Origin of the sequence: Streptomyces sp. SID13726 (assembly GCF_010548375.1) — a bacterium.
Lineage (GTDB): Bacteria > Actinomycetota > Actinomycetes > Streptomycetales > Streptomycetaceae > Streptomyces.
This window is the reverse complement of the sequence record NZ_JAAGLY010000033.1, coordinates 14,191-38,133: the sequence shown is the minus strand read 5'-3', so window position 1 is coordinate 38,133 and position 23,943 is coordinate 14,191. Positions and strand designations below refer to the sequence as shown.

Genomic DNA, 23,943 nt, shown 5'->3' with positions numbered 1-23,943 from the left:
ACCGAGTGCCGGATCCCCGGCCGCGGTGTGTCCATTCCTTGATGCGGAAGGCGGGGGCCGGTGGGTTGGCTGGTGGCGGGCGACGGATACGAAGTCGCCCTGGTGGAGGGCCGGGTGGCGGCCAGGGCCACGGCGGGCCGGGCGGCGGGACGGCAGTTGAAGTCGCTGCCGAAGGCGCTCAAGGGACATGCCGAGGTGGAGCGGCTGCGGCGGCTCGCCGAGTGGCTGGAGCGGCACGCGGCGGCCTGCGTGGCACAGGTGGACACCTGGATGGTGTCGTCACTGCCGGTGCCGACCGCGGTGGTGGCCAGGGTCTGGCCCGACGAGGCCTGGCAGTCGGCGCTGCGGGACCTCGTGGTGGTCGGCGACGACCCGGACGAGGTGGGCTTCCTGCGCGGGGTGACCGAGTCGGGCGAGCTGCGCGTGGTCGACCTCGACGGCGAGACCGTACGACTGTCCCCGCGCACCGTGACGCTGCCGCACCCGGTGCTGCTGCCCGACCTGGAGGAGCTGCGGGAGTTCGCGGCCGAGCTGGGGATCGTGCAGCGCGTCGAGCAGATCCACCGGGGGACCTGGCACAAGCCCGCCTACCTGGACGAGAAGGCGCGGGAGGTCACCGAGTTCGCCGGGGGCCGCTTCTGGCGCTCCGCGCTCGCCGCCCGGGCCACCTCGCTGGGCTACCGGGTCTCCGGGTCCCGGGCCACCTGCCGGGTGCGCGACGGGGAGCGCACCGTCGAGGCAGCCGTGTGGATCGGGGAGCCCTGGGACTACGAGGTGCGGACCGGCGGGCTGTCCTGGCTGGACCCGGAGGGCCGCCGACTGCGACCGGTGGACGTGGGTCCGGTCGCCTGGTCGGAGGGGATGCGGATGGCGGCGGCGCTGTACGCCGGGCGCGAGATCGACGAGGTGACGGGCGAGTGAGCGGGGGAGCGGGTTCGGTGAGTGGGGGAGCGGGGTCAGTGAGCGGGGAAGCAGGGGCGTTGAGCGGGGGAGCGGGGTCAATGAGCGGGGAGGCGACGGCGTCGAGTGCGGAAGCCGGGCCGGTGAGCGGGGGAGCGCGGGTGGCGTACGAGGAACTGCTGGCGGCCGGGGCGGTGTTGCCGCTCGGCACGGAGGGCGCCGGTGAGCGCGCGGTGCCGCTGACGGCACGGTCGTACACGCATCCGGGGCTGGACGACCGTGTGGTCGTGCGGCTGGTCGCCGGGGAGCTGGGCGCGGCCGAGGACCTGGCCGCCGGTTTCCTGGGCCTCGTACCGGACGCGGAACCGGTCGAGGTCGGGCTGGGGGCGCGGCAGGCGCTCGGGTTCCCGGAGTGGGTGCTGGTGCACCACCCCGAGGACGGGCAGCACGCGCTGGACGTCCTGCCGGAGCTGGAGCGGATCGCCCGGCAGGCGAAGTCCCGGGCGAAGGCCGCCCTGGACGCCTACCGGGAGACGGCGCGCCAACTGGCCGTCTCCGTACCGCACTTCCTGCCCACCTTCTACGAACAGGCCGGGAGGGTCTTCCTGTCGGTGGAGAACCCCACCTACGCGGCGCAGATGTTCGGCCGGGCCCGGGACGCCGAGGCCGAGTACGGGCTCACCGTGGACGAGGAGCGGCTGGACGCCGTGTTCCTGGAGTTCGCGCTGGCCGGCGCGCTGACGGCGACCGCGCTGTCCGGGTACGGCAAGGAGCTGGCCGCCCGGGTGCCGGCCCCGGAGGCCCTGGACCGCTTCACCCGGATGTGCGTACGGCGCACCGCGGGCGGACTCGTGCCGTCCGCCCAACTCGCCACCGACGTACGCAGGCTGGCCCGCGCGGCCGGCCGGGACGGGGCCGCGGTCGAGGAGGCCTACCTGGCCGACCTGCTCACACTGTCCGCCACGGCGAAGGCGGCGCCGGGCTGGTGGAAGAGCCACCGCGCGGCCGTCGTCGCCCTGGGCCGGCGCGAACCCGCGGTGCGCGGCGCGCTGTTGAACCTCATGCCCGACTCCGGCGACCAGGCCGTACTCCTGCTGTGGCTGGACATCCTGGAGGAGTCCGGGGCCCTCGTGGGGCTCTGGGACGACTCGCTGCCCGACGAGGAGCGGCCGCAGGACGGCACCGCGGGCTGGTTCGCCCGCTTCCTGGAGTTCCAGGACCGCGCACTGGGCTACCAGGAACCCGCGCGACTGCCCGCCCTGTACCGGGTCACGGAGCTGTCCGCCGACCGGCTGCGCACCGAACTCGCCGCGTCGGGAGGGAAGTTGCTGGCCGGGCACGATCTGGACCTGCTGGATCTGCTGCTGGCCCTGGGCGTGCCGGCCGGTGTCCACCACCGGGTGGAACTCCAGCGGTGGGCCAAGGGCGACGACCGGCGCGACCTGCTCGCCTTCGCCGCCGACGAGCGGTTCCGGACCGTCTTCCACGAAGCGGCCGACATGTTCGGCGACGACGAGGACGACCTGGACACGATCCGGGTCCTCGCCCAGTCGCCCGGCGGCCGGCCGCTGCTCGCCGACTGGGTGCGCACGGTAGCCCGGCGCTCGAAGGCCGCCGGACTGCCCGGCCTCCCCGAGGCCCTGCGGCGGCTGAAGTGGCTCCCCGGCGAGGCGCTCAGACTCGCCGAGGACGAGATCCGGGAGGTGGCCGCCACCGACCTCGCCCCGCTGCTGGCCCGCGCGCTCAGGGCCGGGCTCATCGACGAACTCGGCTGGCCCGCCTGGGAGGAGGCGGCCAGGGAACTCGTGGACGCGCGGAGCGTCGAGGACCTGTACGTCGCCGACGCCTGGCCGCACCTCGTCACCGCAGGGGCGGCGCAGGCCCGGGTGATCGGCGCCGAGGGCACCGTGCTCACCCACGATCTGCGGGTGCCGGGACAGGGCGTCCTCGGTGAGCCCGGCTTCCACTTCGTCGACGGTGAACTGCTCGTCCACTGGCGCACCTACGACCACGAGCTGCGCGGCTACTGGCACCACAGCCCCGACCGGGTGCTGTCCCTGGCGGGCGCCCGCGTCCCCCGGGGCACCCAGATGAACTGGTACCGGGAGGACAACGGCGTCCCGAGCCTGCCCCTGCCGGGCGGCGGGCGGGTCAGCGGCGCCGGTGTCCTGCACCGCGGCGACACCACCGTGCCCGCGGAGGCGAACCTGCTCGGCGACGGTACCTCCTACTGGATCTGGGGAGGAGGGGACGGCTGGTTCGAGTACGACCCGGCCACCGGGCGACTCGGCCGCAACACCGCGCCCGCCTTCCTCGCCGACGCCTACGGCGAGGGCACCTACGCGCCGGGCTCGCTCGCGCCGTACCCCTCCGAGGAGGTCACGCCCGCCGGGGTGCCGGTGGACGGGCTGCTCGGCTGGCGCGCGGTGCGCACGCCGGACGGCCACTGGCACGGGGAGGACCTGGCCGGGCGCCGGGTCACCGTCCACGAGCGGACGGGGATGCCGTACGCCGCGGTGCTCTTCCCGGGCGCCGACCGGCCCGTGGCCGTCGTCCGGTCCGGCTGGAGCATCGAACTCGTCGACGCGGACGGGGTCGTCACGGCCACCGCGAAGGTCGACCGCGCCCCGGGCGACTTCGCCGCGGGCACCCCGCTGCTGCCGCCGCTGCGCTACTGGCACTGCCTGCGGCCCCGGGACCCGCAGGGCTCCGCCGCGCTGCGGGCCGTCGACGACGACACCGCCCGCGCCCTGATCCACGCCGAACTCACCGGTGGCGTCGTGGAGTTGCTGCACCAGGTCACCGACGAGGCGCTGCTGGCGGGCATCGCGGGCGTGGTGAAGTACGCCGTCGAACAGCAGAAGGTCCTCGACGCGGCGGCCACCCGCCTGACCGCGGAACTCGGCGGCACCCAGGAGGACGAGGGCCCGGCCGGCCCTTCCGACCGCCTGCTGCGCGAGGCGCTCAGCGGCCTCGACGGGTCCCGCGGCGGCTGGTACCACTACGGGGCCGACCGGGACAACGTCTTCCGGCGCCTGCGGGTGCTGCGGCGGGCGGTCCGGGCGGGGGAGGCGGCTGCGGGGGTTGTGGACGAGGAGGGCGGCTCGGGGGAGGGGCTCGGTGGGGACGACGGCTCCACACCCGCCCCGGGCACAGCCGTACACCCCACATCCGCCCCGAGCGCAGCCGTACACCCCACACCCACCCCCCGTCTCCACCTGGACGGCCCCGAACTCCCCGGCGGCTACCTGGACTCGGCACCCCTGCCCGACCTCCTCACCTCCATGGCGTTCCGGGTCGCGTCGCCGACCACCTCGCCGGAGCACCGGGAGACCCTGGTGGCGCTGTTGCGGGAGTTCGACACGCTCGGGCTCGGTTCGGCGGCCGGGCCCGCGCGCTGGCGCCGGGTCTCCCTCCATGTCGACGCGAGCCATCTGCGTACCCCGGCCGGCGAGTGGCGGGAGGGGCACCTGAAGGGCGTGCTGCCGCTGGACGGCGGCGCCTTCCTCGCGGTCACCGCCTGCACCTCGCGCGACGAGAAGGAGGGCGCCGACTTCGAGGCGCTGTTCCACGACCCGTCCGGCCGCTTCGAGGCCCCCGCCCCCTACACGGTCGAATCCGTCGACCCGGTCGGCGAGGACCGCGAGGCCGACTGGCTCACGGCGTTCCTCAGCGAGGCGGACCGGCGCGGACCGGCCCCGTGGCTCCCGGCGGCGGCCGAGGAGTTCGCCCTGCTCACCGGCGTCACCTCGACCATGGCCCGGCTGATCGTGGCGGGCGTGCCGCAGGTCGACAGCGCCGACCAGTCGTTCCTCACCCCGGAGGCACGGGCCGTGCTCGGGGTGAAGGTGACGGACGCGGCCCTGGCCAAGGACGAGTTGCGCAGGACCGACACCACCGTCCTCAGAGCCGTCGTCGCCGCACTGCTGCCCCGCGACCCGGCCCGGCTGTGGACGGACGGCCCCGACACGGCCGCCGCCGCGGAGGTCTGGAACAGCGAGGTCGGCAAGCGCAGGATGCTGCCCGAGGCACTGCTCGGCGAGGCACGGCGAGCCCTGCGGGCCGAGCACTCGACCCTGTCCGCGCTGCTCGACCCCGCCTCCGAGCCCTCCCTCAGCCAGGACCTGGAGTGGACGGTCACCGACGACCGGGTCGGCCAGGTCGACGAGGACGCCGTCGGATTCACCACGGCCACGCTGATCGACTCGATCACCCTGATCGCCTGGCTCGCCCACCGGCTGCCCGTCGGCGACCCGATCCGCACCGCACTGCCCGCCGCCCTCGGCGCCGTACGGGACCGGCTGGCCCACCCCGGCCTGATGCTCGACCTCAACCGGTACGTCTACCTGCCCGACTTCCGCAAGGCGGCAGGCCGGCCCACCGAGGTCGGTGACGGCTTCGAGCGGTACGGCGCGGTCGTCATGGCCACCTACGACGACAGGCCGGCCCCGGGACTGAAGGTCGCCCTCCTCGACGCCGACGGCCACGACCCCTATCTGCCCGCCCTGCGCCTCGACGAGAGCGGCGCCCCCTTCCCGGTCGAGCCCGCCCTGCGTCTCGCCCGCGCCGCCCGCTTCGAGGCCCTCCTCGCCGACCCGGGCGACCCGCTCCGCGGCGCACGCGACAAGGACGGCACCTGGTACCGGCAGGACCCCTCCCGCTCGGCACCGGAGCTGGTGACCGAGGTGGCCAAGGAGTACGGCATCGGCGAGGACGCCGCCGCCCTCTACCTGATGCTCCTCGCGATGCCCGACCCCACCGACCGCAACACGGCCCGCTGGACCGGCTGGAAGCCCGCCCGCCTCAAGGCCGCCCGCGCCGAACTCGCCGCCACCGACCTGGTGGTGGAGGCCAGCCGCACCCGCGCCGCCCGCTCCCTGTTCCTGCCGGGCGGCTGGGAGACCCTCACGTTCCCGCGCCTTCCCCTGGAGCAGTGGAAGCTGCCGCTGTACGGCGACCTGATCAGCGGCGAGCACATCCCGCTGAGCGTGGTCGTGCCCACCGAACCCGCCCCCGACCTGTACCGCAGGGCCTGGCAGCGGGTGCGCGAGGGCGATGTGCCGCGCTTCGAGGAGCTCAAGGTCAAGAGAGGCCGTCGCCGATGAAGCACAGCACCGACAGCGAGGAGTTCCACGATGGCTGAGCCGACCGTGTCCCGACGGCCGCTGGACGCCGGACAGATCGACCGGCGGCTGGCCCGTATCCGCGAACTGCTCACCCGGTGGGACGCGTTGCGGCCGGGCGACGGCCAGGTCTGGCGCCGGGCGTTCGTGCCGATCCCCGAGACCGAGGTGGCCGCGTTCGAGGCCCGCAACGGGCTGCGGCTGCCGGAGAACTACCGCCGCTATCTGCTGGAGTTCGGCGACCCCGGGGCCTTGCTGATGCGGTACGGCGCGCAGCCCTTCGGGGAGAAGGACGAGCCCGGCTACCGCGAGCCGTTCCCGCTGCACGAGTCCTGGGCCGGACGGCCCGACGAGATCACCGAGTGGGAGGAAGCGGAGGGCACCGACTTCTTCGACGCCGGACCGGGCGAGTTCTACGCCCAGTTCGACGACCCGAGGGAGGCCTTCTACGACCTCCCGGCCGGCGCCGACCCCGACGACGGCACGCTGATCCTGGGCGCCACCCGCAGCCACATGCTGGCCCGGCTCGTCCTCAACGGCCCCTGGGCGGGCACGGTCTGGCTGGACAGCTTCGGCTACGACGGACAGCTCAAGGAGCCCGCCGACGACCGCTACGACGGGCTGTACGACGCCTACGCACTGCGGGAGTTCGCCGAGACCGCGACCTGGCTGCCGCTCGCCGGCCTGCCCTGGTTCCCCGCCCCGACGGCCGGGTTCGACGACCCGGCCCCGGCCGACTTCCTCGACCTGACCACGTCCTGGCTCCGCCTCCGGGTACGGCAGGCGGAGGCCGAGCGGGCCTGCGACCGGCTCGACGCCCCGGACCTGGCGGAGGCCGGCCGGCGGCTGCGGTCCCCCGAGGAGCACGGGGGCCTTCGCGGACACCGGTACGGAGGCTTCGGGCCGTACATCGTGGGACTGATCCGCGACGAACTCCTGCGGCCCGAGCCGGACCCGGCCGCCCGCGCACGGATCGTCGAGGTCGCCGAGGCGGCGGCCGAGACGCCGGTCCTGCCCACCGCCCTGATCCTGTCCGGCCGTTGGCGGGAACTCCGCGACTTCGAGCAGAGCCTCCCGGAAGCGCGCCGCAGCCCGGTCAACCAGATCCTCGCCGCGGTGATGCTGGGCGCGGAGCCGCCGGTCACCACCGCGACCCTGCCGAGCCGGGGCCGCACCTCCATCGACCGATGGGCCCTGCTGCACACCCTCACCCGCACCGACCCCGCCCGACTCCGGCCGCTCCTCGACCAACTGCCCGACCTGCGCCCGCTCCTCGACACCGCACAGTCGGCCGACACACCGCTCGCCGGTGACCTCACCGCCGTGGACCGTGACGCCGGGACCGTCGCGCTGGTCCGGGCCCTGCACGCGACGGCGGCCGACACCCCGGCCACCGGTCTCGTCGACGGCCTGTGCGCCCTGGCCGTCGCGGTCGACCGGGTCGGCGAGGTCTTCCACCTGCTGGCCGCCGTGGCGGGGGACCGGTGGGCCGACTGGCACGCGGCCCAGCGCAGCGGCCGCGGTCTGCTCGACACCCGTCAGGGCCCCGCCCCATCCGCACCGAACCACCAAGGACGTCCATGAGCACCACGACGGCGACGACCGCCCCGGCCCGGCAGGTCCTGCCCGCCGAGGAGCGCCACGCCACCGAACTCGCCTTCCTCGCCGCACACGACGAGGGCCCGCGCCCGCCCGGCTGGGCACTGACCCCGCGTGCCGTGGTCACCTTCATCTGCGGCAGCGACGGCAGGACACTGGAGGCGGCGGGCCAACGGCTCGTCGTGGCACCGAAGTTCGTCGGCGAACGCGCCCTCGTGGAGCGCTGTGTGGTCACCCTCGCGGGGGAGCGCGGACTGCTGCTCGTCGGCGAGCCCGGCACCGCCAAGTCCATGCTGTCCGAGCTGCTGTCCGCCGCCGTCTGCGGCACCAGCGCGCTCACCGTGCAGGGCACCGCGGGCACCACCGAGGACGCCTTCCGCTACGGCTGGAACTACGCCCTCCTCCTCGCCCAGGGCCCGACCCGCCAGGCCCTCGTCGACTCGCCCGTGCTCAGCGCCATGCGCAGCGGCCGGGTCGCCCGCGTCGAGGAGATCACCCGCTGTCTGCCCGAGGTGCAGGACGCCCTGGTGTCGATCCTGTCCGACCGGCGCGTCAGCGTCCCCGAACTGTCCGGCACCGAGGACGCCCAGGTCGCGGCGGCCCCCGGCTTCACCGTCATCGCCACCGCCAACCTCCGTGACCGGGGCGTCTCCGAGATGTCCGCCGCGCTCAAGCGCCGCTTCAACTTCGAGACCGTGCAGCCGATCGCCGACGCCGACGCCGAGGCCGCGCTGGTCCGGGGCCAGGCGGTGGCCGCCGTGCAGCGCGCGGGCGCGGCCTTCGGGGTGGACGACGCCGTCCTCGACGTCCTCGTCACCGTCTTCCGCGACCTGCGCACCGGCCGCTCCGCCGAGGGCTGGGACGTGGAGCGCCCCGGCACGGTGATGTCCACCGCCGAGGCCGTCCAGGTCGCCACCTCCCTCGGCGTGGCCACGGCGTACCTCCCCGCCGGGGACACCCTCGACCTCGTCCCCGCCCACCTCCTCGGCGTGGTCCGCAAGGACGACCCCACCGACCACGCCCGCCTCCTCGGCTACTGGGACGGCCCGGTCCGCCGCCGCGCCGAGGACGGCTCAGCGATGTGGCGCCGCCTGTGGGACCTGCGGGAGAACCTGCGTTGAGCGCCGTGGAGGAACCCCGGGAGACCGCGACCGTACTGGAGGAGCCGCGGGTGGCCGTCCCCGACGCGGAGGAGCCCCGCGCGGCCGTCGCCGGGCTGGCGGATTCCGTACGGCCCTACCTCCTCGGCGTACGGCATCACAGTCCCGCCCTCGCCGCCGCCGTGCCGGCCCTGCTGGACGCGTCCGGCGCGGAGGTGGTGTGCGTGGAGCTGCCGGCCGACTTCCAGCCGTGGCTGCTCCACCTCGCCGACCCGGGCACGCTCGCGCCGGTCGCCCTGGCCGGGGCACGGGAGGACGGACGGCTCGGCTTCTACCCCTTCGCGGACTTCTCCCCGGAACTGGCCGCGGTCCGCTGGGCGCGGGCGCGGGGGGCCGAAGTCCTCTGCTGCGACCTGCCGTTGAGCGATCCGGGGTGGGACGCGGTACGGCCCGGTGGCGAGGTCGAGCAGACGACCGGGGGCGGCGAGCCGCGGGCGGTCTTCGCCGACGCCCTCACCGCCGCCGGCACCGGCCGCGACGGCGACGACCTGTGGGACCGTACCGTGGAGGTGCTCGCCCCGGGCAGCACCCCGGACGCGATCCGCCGCGCGGCCCTCGGTGTCGGCTGGGCGCTGCGCCGGGACGCGGAGGCGTCCGGGGGAGTACCGGCCGTGGACCTGACGCGCGAGGCGTACATGCGCTCCGTGCTCGCGGCGGCCGGTGCGGGCGGCCGACGGGTCGCGGCGGTGGTCGGGGCGTTCCACGCACCGGCGTTGACCGACCCGGCCCCGGCGGTGGACGTCGAAGGGACGGCGACGGTCGGCGTCGGCGAGGGGGCCTCGCCCATCGTCACCTCCTTCGTCCCCTACGCCTTCGACCTCCTCGACGCCCGCTCGGGCTACCCCGCCGGTATCCGCGACCCCCGCTGGCAGCAGGCGGTGTTCACCGCGGGCGGCGAACCGGAGCGGGTGCGGGAGGCGGCCTCCCGGGGGATCACCGAGGTGTGCCGCGCGCTGCGTGCGGCGGGGCACACCGCGGGCACCGGCGAGGCCGCCGAAACCCTGCGGCTGGCCTGCGACTTGGCCCGGCTCAGAGGGCTTCCGGCGCCGGGGCGTGGCGAGTTGGTGGAGGCGCTGACGACCGTGCTGGGGCAGGGCGAGCCGCTGGGGCGTGGGCGTGCGCTCGCCCGGGCCATGGAGGGCGTGCTGGTCGGCACCGGGTGGGGCAGAGTCGCCCCCGGCACCCCGCGCTCCGGGCTCGGACCCGCCGTCGAGGCCGAACTCGCCGTACTGCGGCTGCCAGGACCCGACGACCCCGGGCCGCGCGAGATCCGGCTCGACCCGCTCCGCTCCGACCTCGACCGCCGCCGCGAAGTGCTGTTGCAGCGTCTCGCGGTGTGCCACGCGCTCTACGGCGAATCCGTCGAGGTCGCCGGCACGGGTGACGGCACCGCGCTCACCACGAGGTGGAAGCTGGCGTGGACCCCGTCGGTGCCCGTACGGCTCGACCTGGCAGGCGTCCGCGGGGTCACCCTCGCGCTGGCCGCCGAGGGAACCCTGCGCGAGGCCCACCGCCACGAGACCGCCGCCACCTGCGTCCATGTCATCGCCGCCCTCTACGCCGCCGCCCGCTGCGACCTGCCCGCCCTGGTCGCCGAACGCCTCGCGGACGCCGCCGAGTTGCTGCCGCGGTCCGGCACCCTCCCCGAACTCCTCGCGGCCCTGGACCTGTTGGACGCACTGCGCCGGGGACACCTGCCCGGCGGCACACCCGACCGCGACCGGCAAGCGGCCGAACTCGCCGGCACCCTGCTCGAATCCGCCGTACGCGCCCTGCCGGGCCTGGCCGGAAGCGACCGGCCCGAGGACGCCGCCGCCCTCATCGCGCTGTCCGCCCGGGCCGGCGAACACCGCCTCGGTCTGCGCGTGGACGACGCCCTCGGCACCCTCGCGCGCACCGCCTCACCGGTCATCCAGGGCGCGGCCCTCGCCGCCCGGGTCCTGCTCGACCTCGACGGCTCCGACACCCTGGGCACCCGGGTCGCCGGCTGGATCGACACCGCCACCGACCCGGACGGCCGCCGCCGGCTGACCAAGCTGCTCACCGGCCTGCTCGGCGCCACCGGGCCCCTCCTGGAGTCCGCCCCCGCCGCCCTCGACCCGCTCCTCGACCGCGTTGAGACCCTCACCGACCAGGACTTCCTGGACCGCCTCCCCGCCCTGCGCGGCGGCTTCGACACCCTCACCCCGACCGCCCGCGGCCGCCTCCTCGACACCGTCACCGACCGCCTCGGCGACCGCCTGGACCTGACCCTCGCCGCCCCGCCGGAACTCCTGGCCCTGTGGACCGCGGCAGACGCGGCGGGCCTGGCGGAACTGACGGCACTCGGGCTTCCGGTGCCCACCACCGCACCGCGGGCCGAGGCGCTTCCCACGGCTCCGGCACCGCCGAGGTCCGCGCCCGCGTCCCACCTCACCCCCACCGACCGCTGGCGCCTCCTGCTCGGCCGCGAGTCCGACCGCCTGCCCGCCCCCGCCCGCCGCTACGCCCAGGCCCTCGACGAGCTGTACGGCTCCGGCCGGGGCGAGGGTTCCGTGGACCTCGGACAGGGCGGAGGCGGTGGCCAGGAGGCGTCCTTCCCGACCGCCCGGGAATGGGGCGAGGAACTCACCGCCCTGTTCGGCGCGGAGGTCCGCGAGGAGGTGCTCGCGCAGGCCGCCGAGCACGGCCGTACCGATGTGCTCGCCGAGCTGGACCCCACCGCCGTACGCCCCTCCGTCGAGTTGCTCACCTCCGTGCTCTCCCTCGCCGGAGGTCTGCCGGAGCGGCAACTGGCCCGGCTACGACCGCTCGTACGGCGCCTGGTCGACGAGCTGGCCCGGGAGCTGGCCACCCGGCTGCGCCCGGCCCTCACCGGCCTGGCCACCCCGCGCCCGACCCACCGCCCCGGCGGCCGCCTCGACCTGCCCCGCACCCTGCGGGCCAACCTCGCGCACACCCGGCGACTCGACGAAGGCCGGATGGTCGTCGTGCCCGAGCGGCCGGTGTTCAGCACCAGGTCGCGCCGGGAGGCGGACTGGCGGCTGATCCTCGTGGTCGACGTGTCCGGCTCGATGGAGGCGTCCGTCATCTGGTCCGCGCTCACCGCGGCCGTGCTCGGCGGGGTGCCCACCCTCTCCACCCACTTCCTGGCCTTCTCCACCGAGGTGATCGACCTGACGGACCGGGTGAGCGACCCGCTGTCGCTGCTCCTGGAGGTCCAGGTCGGCGGCGGCACCCACATCGCGGCCGGTCTCGCCCGGGCCCGCTCCCTGGTGACGGTCCCCAGCCGCACCCTGGTGGCGGTGGTCAGCGACTTCGAGGAGGGCTACCCGCTCGCCGGACTCCTCGGCGAGGTACGGTCCCTCGCCGCCTCCGGGGTGCACCTCATGGGCTGCGCGGCCCTGGACGACACCGGAACCCCGCGCTACTCCGTGCCGATCGCCCGCCAGCTCGTCGCCGCGGGCATGCCCGTCGCCGCCCTCAGCCCCCTCGCCCTCGCCCGCTGGGTGGGCGACCGCCTGCGCGGAGAACCCCGATGATCCCGATGAAGCCCCAACTGCCCCCGGCGGCACCCGAAGTGGTCGCCGCCGCCGTCGAGGGCCTGACCTCCCGGCTCCGCAAGAAGCTGGACGCCGCGGTCGAGTCGTACGCGACGCTCCCGGTCGCCGACTCCGACGGGACCCTCAGCATCCGGTGCGGCGAGGACGCGGAGGTGGTCCTCACGCCAGGTCCTTCGGGGACGATCACCGAAGCCGAACAGGCGGTCTGCGGCTGCCTGTTGGCACCCCGGTGCCTGCATCGGGCCGCGATCCTGAGCGCCTGCCCGGTGGCGGAACCGGGCGCCGCCGACACCGCCGTAGAGGTAGAGGCAGAGGTAGAGGCCGATGAGCCGACGGCACCGGCGCGTTCAACGGCCGTGGAGGCGCCCCCCGCCCCGCCTTCGGGCCCCACCCGCGCCCAGGTCACCGCGGCCACCGCACTCCGGGCCGCCGCCGCGGCCGTACTCACCGCAGGGGTCCCCGCCGCCGGAGCCGTCCCGCAGGCCGAACTGCTCCGCGCCGCGCACGCCGCGCGGCTGGCCGGGCTGCACCGGGCGGAGGCCGCGGCGCTGCGGGTCGTACGGGGACTGCGGTCCGCCCGGGCCCGCGAGGACGGGCACCGGCTCGCCGACCTGGTGGAGTCCGTGCGCGAACTCCTGCTCACCACACACCGGTTGGCGTCCGCCGACCCCGATCCGGCCCTGGTCGGCACGGCCCGCCGAGGCTACCGTGCGGGCGGCGCGCTGAAGGTCCTCGGCGTCTGCCGGGAGCCGGTGCTCAGCGCCACCGGCTACGGCGGTGTCGTCACCCACCTGCTCGGCGAGGACGGCCGCTGGTTCTCCGTCGCCGACGTCAAGCCCGGCGGCCCGGCCCGCGCCAGGGACGCCGCGACGGCCACCGTGGCGCTGGGCTCCGGCGCCCTGGACCACGCCCGACTGGCCCGCGGCGGCCTGCTGATCTCCGGCGCCACGATCTCCCCGGAGGGCCGCCTGGGCGCGGGCAAGGGGGTCAAGGCCACCCCCGTGCCGGGCCGGCCCTGGACGTCCGCCCCCCTGACGGCCCTGTTCGACCGCCCCCTGTCCGAGCAGATCATGTCCCACCTCACCGAGCCGGAGGACACCAACCAGGCCCTCGTCGGCTGCGACCTGGTGATCGTGGGCGGTACGGGGGACACCCTGCTGGCACGCGAACTGCGCCCCGGCGCCGAGGAGGACGGGCCGCAGACCGACCCACTCACAGCTCGACCGGCGGAATCACCGAACGCCACCCCACCCACCCCCACCCTCACCCCACCCCCGGGCCCGCCGATCCGCCTCCTCCCCGCGCACCCCCACCCCGACCTCGCACACACCCCCAACTTCGCCCAGCTAGCCGCCCGCCCCGGCATCCGTATCCGGGTGATCGCCCGCCTCGACCCCGACCGCGCCGCCACCCTCCGTCCCCTCGCCGTGGGCCCGGTGCCCGGCACCGAAGCCACGCTGCGGCTGCCCCCGGAGTGGCTGGACCGTGCCGACCTGGGGTACGACCGCCTCCGGGGCGCGCACTTCCCGCCCCCGGACGCCCTGCCCTCCGTGGCCGGGTTCGACGGCACCCCGGCCGACCCCCTCGCCGACTCCCCGCTGTGGCGGATGCGGCGGCTGGTCGAACTCGCGGTCGCCGGAGGGCGTCGAGCGGTCGCCGAACCCGCGCGGGACGGCGACCGGCAGGGCAGCGCGGCCGCCCTGCGCCGCAGCGGCTTCGGCACCATGGCCGACCTGGCCACCGCCCTCACCGCCGAGGCGGACCGCCGTACCCGGGACGTCTTCGGCCGCCTGAGCGACCCGGACGCGGACCGCTACGCCCAGGTCTGGCTCAGCGCGGCCGTCCATCTGGCGGGCGCGGAACGGGCGTTGGTGAGGTCCACCTGGTGAGGCTGGACCATTCCCCCATCGACGAACTGAACCTGCTCAAGGCCTTCCAGGACAGGGTCGGTTACGAGAATTACGCGCGGGGATTCGGGCTCACCGAATACGGCGAGGAGTCCGGTCTGCCGGCCTGGTCGGAGGACCCGGAGTTCCTCGCCCGCCTGATCCCCTTCGCCCAGGCCACCGGCGGCGGTTCGTTCTACGCGCTGTGGCGCGTCGACGACCGGGAGGACCTGGCGAGCCTCCCCGTGGTCGTCTTCGGCGACGAGGGCGGGGAGCACGTGGTGGCCCGCCATCTGCGCGAGCTGTTCCAACTCCTCGGTTTCGACGAGGAGATCAGCGTCGAGCACGAGAGGGCGTACTTCTACCGCGACGAGGACGATCCGCACACCGACTGCCACGACGAGTACGTGGCCTGGTTGGACCTGCACTTCGGCCTGCCGGTGGCGAAGGACCCCGACGCGGTCCTCGCGGCGGCGCAGGCGGAGTTCGGCGGGCGGTTCGCGGACTGGATCAGCCCCTTCCTGCCCTGACCACACCTACACCTGACACACACCTACACCTGACACACGACTACACCTGACACACGACACACGACCCACGAAGAGGCGAGAAAGCCCATGCACGGAGTCCGGTTGACCGAGCGGGTCATCGAGGCGGTCCGACGCGATCCCGCGGCGAGCGCGCTGCCGTATCTGCTGCCGTACGTGAACGTGCCCTGGGTGGAGGGCGGCACCCCCCGCCCGATGCCTGAGAACGTCCTCGCCGAGGCCGCGTTCCCCTCCGGCCGCCCCCTGTCGCCGAGCCTGCGCGCCTGGCTGGCGTACGACACGAGCCTGCTGGAGCGCCACCACTGGTTCACCCCGGACGGCGGATTCGCACCCCGGCCGCTGGACCAGCTGGTCGCGGACGAGATGGGCGACTTCTGGGGCCCGGAGTTCGCGTGGCTGTCCGGGCACTTCGCCGAGTGCTTCCTGCTGCCCGGCGGCTCGGACTCCCGACGCGTCCTCGCCGTGACCGAGCCGGACGAGGAGGGCGAATACCCGGTCCTCGCCCTCGACTTCGACGACCTGCCCTACCTCGGCCTCATGTACCCGGGCTTCGACGTCTACCTGGCCGACACGGCGGAGCTTCTGGACCTCGCCAAACGCAAGACCTACTCGGACCTGATCAGCCACCCCACCTACGGCCCCCGCATGCGCCGACACGCCGTCCAGTCCCTCGCCGGAAGCGCCGCGATCGAGTACCCCTTCGACTTCGAACCGCTCTACACGGAACTGACCGGACCCGCCGAGCCGACCCGGCCGTAGCCGTCACACCCCCAGGCACTCGATGACCATGTGGCCGACCTGGACAAGCCGGGTTGGGTGACCTCGGCGGGCCTTGGATCTCTCGACAGTTGTCGCGTCTCCGTACGGCGGCTGTCATCAAGGTGAACGATCACATTCTTTGCATCTGCTGAGTCGTTTGCTTGCTCAATCTTTGAACGTCCCTTGGACTTCGACTGAGCCTTCCTTGCCATGATCCTCAATCGCCAAGTGATGGTGATCGGTTCGTCAAGTGCTCAGGGGTGGGCTGTGGAGACTTCGGGGGGTAGACGTGTGCGGTCGTCACGTACGGCGTGGCTGGCCGCGATCGTCTTGTTGATTCAGCCTGCCGCAACGGCCGCCGCGTATACGGCAGTTGCTGACGGTCAGGATGCGGGTTCCGTCGATTCGGCGTCCCTTTCGCCGGACGCCGCGGCCGCGCAGAAAGCGCTGGCGACCGGTTCCGCGGTCGAGGTGCCGGCCGACCGTACGGAGTACACGACCACATACGCCGATCCGGACGGCAGGCGAAACCGTGCTGTACCTCGAAGACGGCACCGAGGTCCACCTCGACACGTCCACCTCGACCGCCAAGTACTGGGCCCAGCGGTACTACACCGCAGCCGGCCAGACCATCGCCCTGCGCACCAACAAGTCCGGCACCGGAACCCTCTCCTGGCTCGCGGCCGACCAGCACGGGACGAGCAGCCTGGTCCTCGACGCCACCAGCCAGGCGGTCACGAAGCGGTACACCACCCCCTTCGGCGCCTCCCGCGCCGGCGGCACCGGCACCTGGCCGGACGACAAGGCCTTTCTCGGCAAGTCCGCCGACTCCTCCACCGGTCTCACCTATGTCGGCGCCCGCCAATACGACCCGACCATCGGCCGTTTCCTCAGCGTCGATCCACTCCTCGACACAAGCGACAGCCAATCCCTCAACGGCTACACCTACGCCGACAACAGCCCGGTCACCCAGAGCGATCCGACAGGCCTGGAAAGCTGCGGGCCGGTGCACTTCTGCTCCGGCAGCAACGGCACGTACGGCACCTATCACGCCGAGAACGACCCGGGATCGAAGAAGTACCAGGGCTCCAGCCACTACTGCGACACGCACAAATGCAGTAGCGGTACGGCAACCACCAGCAACACCGGCCAGACCAAGAAGAAGAGCAGTGGCTGGGGTTGGCTGTCGGATGTCAAGAACACCGTCGTCGACTACGGCACCGCGATCTTCTCCCAGCCCGATGTCTGGATCGGCGGCGCGGAAACCGTCGGCAGCATGTTCCTGATGGGCTTCGGCGGTGACGCAGTCATCGGCGGCGCAGCCGTTTGCCTCACCGGCGTCGGCTGCCTGGCCGGCGCACCCGCTGTCGCGGGGGGCGTGGGCCTGATCGGGGTCGGCGCGGTCGGTACAGCAGATGGCATCGGCCGCATCAACGACGGGCTGGGCAAGGCATTCAGGGAAGCGAAGACAAACTCCAGCTCAGGGAGCGATAACTACGATGACGTAACCATCAATGATGCGCATATTACGAATGGCCATACACCCGAGGGTATATTCGCCAGCGATGCGTCCAAGACGGAATGGCTACCCGAGACTACGCCAGAATCTCGGGCGGCACTCATCAAAGATGTACTGAGGAGAGGAAAGGTGAACGAAGGGACGGATAATAAGGATGGCGTGGTCAAAGAATTCACATACGAAGAGCCGGTTGGGCATATGAGGAACTCGAAACGGACTCCGCTCTACACGCTCCGTGTGTACTATGACCCCGACCTCAAGTATGTCCGGAATGCTTTCCCTGTGAAGTGAGTGCATATGGAGATCCGTTTTGGTTCGAGCATGGACTACTCCAGTCATGGTCGAGAGCATATTCAAGGTGACGATTTGGCAGAGGTGTCGAGAGGTGACCTGAGGTGGTACTACTTCTTGGGAACGTTGCACATCTCGCATGATGGTGTCGAAATTGGTCCTCCGTGGGGATGGGTACCGCTGTTCGATGCCATGTACTGCGTCCATCAAGTGATGGCATTCGTTCAAGGCGCCCCAGGGTTTGGTAGGATTGAATTCACGGAGAATGATGAATTCATCGATTTCAAGCTCCATCCCGACCGGCTCTCCCTTCGCGCGGTTCCAAGCTATGTGGACCGTGAAGTGAGTTGCGCAGTCGATGATTTCCTCGTGGCTGGAGACAGATTCATTCGCGAGGGATTGGCGCGAGTGACGGATGGATATCCCTCGCTTGCTGAAAATCGCTTTGTGCGGATATTGGGTGGAGGTATGGGTCAGGAGGAATCGGATGCCTAGTGGCCAACGGGTTTTCGATGGGGTGAGGTGAGATTCCTTGCTGGAGATGGGTGAGCGGTGAAATCACTTGTTGTGTGTTTGCCTCGAGGAGTGACCGTGGAGGTCCTTCAAGGCCAGTTGACCGCTCGTGGGTTGAGTGCAGATCTGCGGGATGGGCGAATCGCCGTGTCACACGAAGGTTCCATTGCCTGGATCGAACCAGACACGGAAGGTGAGTTGGAGAGAGAGTTTGAATCAGATGAACTCTCCATCATTCGTGGACTCATCGGGGAGTGGGATGGCTTCGGCGTCGATTTTCGGACGGTAGGGGTTGCCGAAGCTGTCGTGGCTGCGGTGTGCGCGATCTGGCCCTGTGTGGTCGACGACGATGGTGGATTCATCGGGCGAGGAGTGGACTACCTCAAAGGTCGCCAGGGGTTCGATGAACAGGCGCTCCGTCAGTTGCATGAGGAGATCGATCGGTGCGGGACGGCGTGGAGGGGCGGCGGTTCGAGGAGGCCGGGCTGCTGGTGTCAGAGGCAGTGATCGCTGTTCTGGACTGAGCGCCTCACCTGCTACGGAGGAGCCCAGCGCTGCGGGACACCTCAGAAGACCGCAAGCGGACTGCGAGCAGCCGACAGGCACGCTACAGACCTCACTCGGGCACCACGGGAAAGGAAGGTCCTGGCAGCGCTGAAAGCACGAACCCGCTGGCCAGGTTCTGTTGCCTCAGCACTCGATGATGTTCACAGCCAACCCACCCCGAGCCGTCTCCTTGTACTTCACGCTCATGTCCGCCCCCGTGTCCTTCATCGTCTTGATGACCTTGTCCAGGGACACCTTGTGCGAGCCGTCCCCCCGCATCGCCATCCGTGCCGCCGTGACCGCCTTCACCGCGGCCATGCCGTTGCGTTCGATGCAGGGGATCTGGACGAGGCCGCCGACGGGGTCGCAGGTGAGGCCGAGGTTGTGTTCCATGCCGATCTCGGCGGCGTTCTCGACCTGTTCGGGGGAGCCGCCGAGGACCTCGGCGAGGGCGCCCGCGGCCATCGAGCAGGCGGAGCCGACCTCGCCCTGGCAGCCGACCTCGGCGCCGGAGATGGAGGCGTTCTCCTTGAAGAGCATGCCGATCGCGCCGGCGGCGAGCAGGAAGCGCACCACGCCGTCCTCGTCGGCGCCGGGCACGAAGTTGATGTAATAGTGCAGGACCGCGGGGATGATCCCCGCGGCGCCGTTCGTGGGCGCGGTGACCACCCGGCCGCCCGCCGCGTTCTCCTCGTTCACGGCCATCGCGTAGAGCGTGATCCACTCCATCGCGTGCGCCAACGGATCGCCCTCGGCCCGGAGTTGACGGGCCGTCACCGCCGCGCGCCGGCGCACCCGCAGGCCGCCCGGGAGGATGCCCTCGCGGGACATGCCCCGCGACACGCACGCCCCCATGACCCGCCAGATCTCCAGCAGCCCGGCCCGGATCTCGTCCTCGGTGCGCCAGGCCCGCTCGTTCTCCAGCATCAGCGAGGAGATCGACAGCCCGGTCTCCTTCGCCAGCCGCAGCAGCTCGTCACCCGTGCGGAACGGGTACTTGAGCACCGTGTCGTCCAGCTTGATCCGGTCCGCGCCCACCGCCTCCTCGTCGACGACGAACCCGCCGCCCACCGAGTAGTAGGTCTTGGACAGGAGTTCGGCACCGGAGGCGTCGTAGGCCCACACCGTCATGCCGTTGGCGTGGTACGGCAGCGTCTTGCGGCGGTGCAGCACCAGGTCGTCGTCGAAGGAGAACGGGATCTCGCGCTCGCCGAGGAGGTTCAGCCGGCCCGCGGCCTTGATCTCCGCCACCCGGTCGTCCGCGTTCTCCACGTCGACCGTGCGGGGGGACGCGCCCTCCAGCCCGAGCAGCACCGCCTTAGGGGTGCCGTGGCCGTGCCCGGTCGCGCCCAGGGAGCCGTACAGCTCGCAGCGGACGGACGCCACCGACGGCAGCAACTCCTCGTTGCGCAGCCGCCGGGCGAACATGCGGGCCGCGCGCATCGGGCCGACCGTGTGGGAGCTGGACGGGCCGATGCCGATCGAGAAGAGGTCGAAGACCGAGATGGCCACGGGAACTCCTTCAAACAGGGCGGGGGCACACGTCGTCGGGTGCCCCCGCCGTGGAACTACTTGTTCAGACCCGGGTACAGCGGGTGCTTGTCCGCCAGGGCCTTGACCCGGGCCTTCAGGGCCTCGACGTCGTACGACTGCTTCAGCGCCGAAGCGATCACGTCCGCGACCTCGGCGAAGTCCTCGGCCGTGAAGCCACGGGTCGCCAGGGCGGGCGTGCCGATCCTGAGGCCCGACGTGACCATCGGCGGGCGCGGGTCGTTCGGGACGGCGTTGCGGTTGACCGTGATGCCGACCTCGTGGAGACGGTCCTCGGCCTGCTTGCCGTCCAGCTCGGACTCGCGCAGGTCGACGAGGATGAGGTGCACGTCGGTGCCGCCGGAGAGCACGTTGACCCCGGCCTCCCGGGCGTCGTCGGCCGTCAGACGCTCGGCGAGGATGCGCGCACCGTCCACGGTACGCCGCTGGCGTTCCGCGAACTCCTCCGAGGCGGCGACCTTGAAGGAGACCGCCTTCGCCGCGATCACGTGCTCCAGGGGACCGCCCTGGAAGCCCGGGAAGACGGAGGAGTTCAGCTTCTTCGCGAAGGCCTGCTTGGCGAGGATGATCCCGCCGCGCGGGCCGCCCAGCGTCTTGTGGGTCGTGGAGGTGACCACGTCCGCGTGCTCGACGGGGTTCGGGTGCAGCCCGGCGGCCACCAGACCGGCGAAGTGCGCCATGTCGACCCAGAGGTACGCCTCGACCTCGTCGGCGATCCGGCGGAACTCCGCGAAGTCCAGCTGCCGCGGGTAGGCGGACCAGCCCGCGATGATCACCTTCGGCCGGTGCTCGCGCGCGAGCTTCTCCAGCTCGGCCATGTCGACCAGACCGGTCGCCGGGTCCACGTGGTACGCGACCACGTTGAACTGCTTGCCGGAGAAGTTCAGCCGCATCCCGTGGGTCAGGTGACCGCCGTGCGCCAGGTCCAGGCCCAGGATGGTGTCGCCGGGCTGGGCCAGCGCGAACAGGGCGGCCTGGTTCGCGGAGGCACCGGAGTGCGGCTGCACGTTGGCGTACTCGGCGCCGAACAGCTCCTTGACCCGGTCGATCGCGATCTGCTCGGCGACATCGACGTGCTCGCAGCCGCCGTAGTAGCGACGGCCGGGGTAGCCCTCGGCGTACTTGTTGGTGAGGACCGAGCCCTGCGCCTCCATGACCGCGACCGGAGCGAAGTTCTCCGACGCGATCATCTCGAGGGTGGACTGCTGGCGGTCCAGCTCGGCGTCGACCGCGGCGGCGATCTCCGGGTCGAGCTCGTGCAGGGACGTGTTCAGTGCGGACATCAGGTGCGGACTCCTCAGCCGGCGGAAAAGGCGGTGTACTCGTCGGCGGAGAGCAGGTCGGCCGGCTCCTCCGTGACGCGTACCTTGAACAGCCAGCCGCCCTCGAACGGGGCGGAGTTCACCAGCGACGGGTCGTTGACGACGTCCTCGTTGACCTCGGTGACCTCACCGGCCACGGGGGAGTACAGATCGCTGACCGACTTGGTCGACTCCAGCTCGCCGCAGGTCTCGCCCGCGGTCACCGTGGCACCGACCTCCGGAAGCTGCACGAAGACGACATCGCCGAGCGCGTTGGCCGCGTGCTCCGTGATGCCGACCGTCGAGACGCCGTCCTCGGCGCCCGACAGCCACTCGTGCTCCTTGCTGTAGCGCAGCTGCTGGGGGTTGCTCATGGCCTGAATTCTCCTGTACGCGGGGGAGTGCTGATGAAGGAAAGCATGCGTGAGCAGCGGTGATGTGCTCAGCATCACCTGCGCCGGTTACTTCTGGCGCTTGTAGAACGGCAGCGCCACGACCTCGTACGGCTCGTGGCTGCCCCGGATGTCCACACCGATCCCGGCGGTGCCCGGCGTGGCGTGCCCGGCGTCGACGTACGCCATCGCGATCGGCTTGCCCAGGGTCGGGGAGGGGGCGCCGGAGGTGACCTCGCCGATCACCTCGCCGTCCGCGACGACGGCGTACCCGGCGCGCGGGACCCGGCGGCCCTCGGCGATCAGTCCGACGAGGACGCGCGGCGGCTCGTGGCCGGCGTTCTCCGCGGCCTCCCGCAGGGCCGCGCGGCCCACGAAGTCGCCCTCCTTCTCGAACTTCACCACCCGCCCGAGCCCGGCGTCGAAGGGCGTCAGCTCCCGCGAGAGCTCGTGCCCGTAGAGCGGCATGCCCGCCTCCAGACGCAGCGTGTCCCGGCAGGACAGCCCGCAGGGGACGAGCCCGACGCCCTCACCCGCCTTGGTCAGCGCCTGCCACAGCTCGACCGCGTGCTCCGGCTTCACGAACAGCTCGAAGCCGTCCTCCCCGGTGTACCCGGTGCGGGCGATCAGCGCCGGCACCCCGGCGACCGTGCCCGGCAGCCCGGCGTAGTACTTCAGCCCGTCGAGGTCGGCGTCGGTCAGCGAGGCGAGGATGCCGGGGGACTCTGGTCCCTGTACGGCGATCAGCGCGTAGGCGTCCCGGTCGTCCCGCACCTCGGCGTCGAAGCCGGCCGCGCGCTCGGTCAGCGCGTCGAGGACGACCTGGGCGTTGGAGGCGTTGGCGACGACCATGTACTCGGTCTCGCCGAGGCGGTAGACGATCAGGTCGTCCAGGATGCCGCCGTCGGCCTGGCAGATCATGGTGTAGCGGGCCCGGCCGACCCCGACGGACGCGATGTTGCCGACGAGCGCGAAGTTCAGCAACTGGGCCGCCTGCGGTCCGGTCACGGTGATCTCGCCCATGTGGGAGAGGTCGAAGAGCCCGGCCGCGGTGCGCACCGCGGTGTGCTCGTCGCGTTCGGAGCCGTAGCGCAGGGGCATGTCCCAGCCGGCGAAGTCGGTCATCGTGGCACCGAGGGAGCGATGCAGGGCATCGAGCGCGGTGAGACGGAGTTCAGAACTGCTCATCGGACGGTCGTCTCCAAGGATCCCAGGACATGGGTGTGACGGGCGAGGTAGTCCTCCCCATCTGTCATCGGAACCTGAGAGGTTCGCCATGAAGGACATGGCTTGCACCTTGGGTGGGGCCACCGCGGCAGGGCGGCCCGCTTTTCAGATGTGCCTCGCCCGCGCGGTAACGGGGCCTGAGAGATTCAAGGGAGGGACTTGCTCCTTCGGCGCCCGGGTACACGTACCCAGGACTCTCCCGCGCGGATTCAAGCGGCCGGTATGCAGTTGGCGCGGACATCATTGCACGCATCGGACGCCGACGGCAGGGCCGCATCCGCCGCTCCCCTTTGTAACCGGCCTGTGGCGGTACGAGTACAGAAACGCGAGAGATCGTCCATTACCTTCTCTTTACGCTCGGTGGGGAGGGGAACCCCTGACCCCGGAGGAGGACGATGACGGTGAACAGGACCACGGCGTACGCGACGACCACGGGCCTCGCGCTGCCCAAGCAGCCCGCGGCCCCGGCCGTCGAGGCCTGCGGCGCGCGTCCGGTCGTCCGCGACCTGCGCGACCGCGCGGGCCACAGCCCGCACGCCCTGCTCTTCGGCCCCAGGGACCTCGTCGTCATCACCGGTCTGCCCGGCAGCGGCAAGACCACGCTGATGCAGCGCACGGTCACCGGGACACGCGTCGACTCCCAGGACACCCGCGACCGCTGGGACGGCCGGCTGGCCCGCTTCCTGCCGTACGCCGTCTACCGCCCCCTGGTCCGGCTCGCGCACTACGCCGGACTGCGCCGGGCCCTGCGCTCCGGCGAGGGTGTGGTCGTGCACGACTGCGGCACCCAGGCCTGGGTGCGCGGCTGGCTGGCCCGGGACGCCCGGCGCCGGGGCGGCACCCTGCACCTGCTGCTGCTCGACGTCACCCCGCGCACCGCGCTGGCGGGCCAGCGCGAGCGCGGCCGGGGTGTCTCGCGGTACGCGTTCCTGCGCCACCGGGGCGCGGCCGCGCGGCTGATCCGGTCCGTGGAGCGGGGCGACCTGCCCCCGGGCTGCGACTCGGCGGTGCTCATCGACCGGGACGCGGCGGACGTCCTGCGGCGGATCGGGTTCACGGGCTGAGCCACGCACCGCCCGCACCCGC

At 72.4% G+C, this 23,943-nt stretch carries 15 protein-coding genes, 1 pseudogene and 1 riboswitch; of the genes and pseudogenes, 11 read left to right on the top strand and 5 right to left on the bottom strand.

The window, feature by feature from the left end:
• The first annotated feature begins 60 nt into the window (after positions 1-60).
• The 10 genes and pseudogenes from G3I78_RS42935 (at position 61) to G3I78_RS52465 (ending at position 17,822) form a co-directional block, all read left to right on the top strand.
• Positions 61-921 (top strand): DUF4132 domain-containing protein, encoded by an 861-nt coding sequence (locus G3I78_RS42935; protein WP_164435183.1) that lies wholly within the window; start codon positions 61-63, stop codon positions 919-921.
• Positions 922-1,001: 80 nt separating this feature from the next.
• Positions 1,002-6,005 carry a DNA-binding protein gene (locus G3I78_RS42930; protein ID WP_203616299.1) on the top strand — a complete coding sequence of 1,668 codons (5,004 nt, stop codon included), beginning with the start codon at positions 1,002-1,004 and terminating at the stop codon, positions 6,003-6,005.
• A 30-nt stretch (positions 6,006-6,035) separates the two neighbouring features.
• Positions 6,036-7,607: an SMI1/KNR4 family protein gene (locus tag G3I78_RS42925; RefSeq protein WP_164435181.1), complete on the top strand. Its 1,572-nt coding sequence runs from the start codon at positions 6,036-6,038 to the stop codon at positions 7,605-7,607.
• Complete coding sequence (locus tag G3I78_RS42920; protein ID WP_164435179.1) at positions 7,604-8,743, top strand: AAA family ATPase; 1,140 nt, start codon at positions 7,604-7,606, stop codon at positions 8,741-8,743. Before G3I78_RS42925 ends, G3I78_RS42920 begins: the two co-directional genes overlap by 4 nt.
• Positions 8,744-8,793: 50 nt before the next feature.
• Complete coding sequence (locus tag G3I78_RS42915; protein ID WP_164435269.1) at positions 8,794-12,303, top strand: DUF5682 family protein; 3,510 nt, start codon at positions 8,794-8,796, stop codon at positions 12,301-12,303.
• Between the two features lie 5 nt (positions 12,304-12,308).
• The gene (locus G3I78_RS42910; RefSeq protein WP_164435265.1) at positions 12,309-14,213 is read left to right on the top strand and encodes a hypothetical protein; all 1,905 of its coding nucleotides are present in this window, start codon (positions 12,309-12,311) and stop codon (positions 14,211-14,213) included.
• Complete coding sequence (locus G3I78_RS42905; protein ID WP_239158387.1) at positions 14,210-14,740, top strand: hypothetical protein; 531 nt, start codon at positions 14,210-14,212, stop codon at positions 14,738-14,740. The genes G3I78_RS42910 and G3I78_RS42905 overlap by 4 nt, the downstream gene beginning before the upstream one ends.
• Before the next feature lie 102 nt (positions 14,741-14,842).
• Positions 14,843-15,517 carry a hypothetical protein gene (locus tag G3I78_RS42900; protein ID WP_239158386.1) on the top strand — a complete coding sequence of 225 codons (675 nt, stop codon included), beginning with the start codon at positions 14,843-14,845 and terminating at the stop codon, positions 15,515-15,517.
• A 517-nt stretch (positions 15,518-16,034) separates the two neighbouring features.
• A pseudogene (locus G3I78_RS52470) lies at positions 16,035-16,508 on the top strand (RHS repeat-associated core domain-containing protein); the annotation flags it as partial.
• A gap of 849 nt (positions 16,509-17,357) precedes the next feature.
• Positions 17,358-17,822 (top strand): hypothetical protein, encoded by a 465-nt coding sequence (locus G3I78_RS52465; protein ID WP_239158385.1) that lies wholly within the window; start codon positions 17,358-17,360, stop codon positions 17,820-17,822.
• A 234-nt stretch (positions 17,823-18,056) separates the two neighbouring features.
• On the opposite strand, the gene G3I78_RS42885 is transcribed toward G3I78_RS52465, so the two are convergent.
• The 5 genes from G3I78_RS42885 to gcvT all read right to left on the bottom strand — a co-directional run bounded on the left by G3I78_RS42885 (position 18,057) and on the right by gcvT (position 22,818).
• The gene (locus G3I78_RS42885) at positions 18,057-18,269 is read right to left on the bottom strand and encodes a hypothetical protein (RefSeq protein ID WP_164435172.1); all 213 of its coding nucleotides are present in this window, start codon (positions 18,267-18,269) and stop codon (positions 18,057-18,059) included.
• 261 nt (positions 18,270-18,530) lie between these two features.
• Positions 18,531-19,898: an L-serine ammonia-lyase gene (locus G3I78_RS42880; protein ID WP_164435170.1), complete on the bottom strand. Its 1,368-nt coding sequence runs from the start codon at positions 19,896-19,898 to the stop codon at positions 18,531-18,533.
• A gap of 56 nt (positions 19,899-19,954) precedes the next feature.
• Entirely contained in the window at positions 19,955-21,220 is a 1,266-nt protein-coding gene (glyA, locus tag G3I78_RS42875; protein WP_164435168.1) for a serine hydroxymethyltransferase, read from the bottom strand.
• A gap of 14 nt (positions 21,221-21,234) precedes the next feature.
• Positions 21,235-21,612, bottom strand: a complete 378-nt coding sequence (gene gcvH, locus G3I78_RS42870) for a glycine cleavage system protein GcvH (protein ID WP_164435166.1) — start codon at positions 21,610-21,612, stop codon at positions 21,235-21,237.
• A gap of 87 nt (positions 21,613-21,699) precedes the next feature.
• Positions 21,700-22,818: a glycine cleavage system aminomethyltransferase GcvT gene (gcvT, locus tag G3I78_RS42865; RefSeq protein ID WP_164435165.1), complete on the bottom strand. Its 1,119-nt coding sequence runs from the start codon at positions 22,816-22,818 to the stop codon at positions 21,700-21,702.
• 154 nt (positions 22,819-22,972) lie between these two features.
• A riboswitch (glycine riboswitch) is annotated at positions 22,973-23,069 on the bottom strand.
• A gap of 183 nt (positions 23,070-23,252) precedes the next feature.
• On the opposite strand from gcvT, the gene G3I78_RS42860 reads away from it, so the two are divergent.
• A complete protein-coding gene (locus G3I78_RS42860; protein WP_164435164.1) occupies positions 23,253-23,921 on the top strand; it encodes an AAA family ATPase in 669 nt (222 codons plus the stop codon).
• Positions 23,922-23,943 lie beyond the last annotated feature (22 nt).

Excerpts from the sequence above, each read along its gene's own strand:
- gcvH (WP_164435166.1), bottom strand. The coding sequence starts at position 21,612 with ATGAGCAACCCCCAGCAGCTGCGCTACAGCAAGGAGCACGAGTGGCTG.
- G3I78_RS42920 (WP_164435179.1), top strand. The coding sequence starts at position 7,604 with ATGAGCACCACGACGGCGACGACCGCCCCGGCCCGGCAGGTCCTGCCC.
- G3I78_RS42925 (WP_164435181.1), top strand. The coding sequence starts at position 6,036 with ATGGCTGAGCCGACCGTGTCCCGACGGCCGCTGGACGCCGGACAGATC.
- glyA (WP_164435168.1), bottom strand. The coding sequence starts at position 21,220 with ATGTCCGCACTGAACACGTCCCTGCACGAGCTCGACCCGGAGATCGCC.
- G3I78_RS42860 (WP_164435164.1), top strand. The coding sequence starts at position 23,253 with ATGACGGTGAACAGGACCACGGCGTACGCGACGACCACGGGCCTCGCG.
- G3I78_RS52465 (WP_239158385.1), top strand. The coding sequence starts at position 17,358 with ATGGACTACTCCAGTCATGGTCGAGAGCATATTCAAGGTGACGATTTG.
- G3I78_RS42930 (WP_203616299.1), top strand. The coding sequence starts at position 1,002 with ATGAGCGGGGAGGCGACGGCGTCGAGTGCGGAAGCCGGGCCGGTGAGC.
- G3I78_RS42885 (WP_164435172.1), bottom strand. The coding sequence starts at position 18,269 with ATGCAACTGACGGAGCGCCTGTTCATCGAACCCCTGGCGACCTTTGAG.
- gcvT (WP_164435165.1), bottom strand. The coding sequence starts at position 22,818 with ATGAGCAGTTCTGAACTCCGTCTCACCGCGCTCGATGCCCTGCATCGC.
- G3I78_RS42910 (WP_164435265.1), top strand. The coding sequence starts at position 12,309 with ATGAAGCCCCAACTGCCCCCGGCGGCACCCGAAGTGGTCGCCGCCGCC.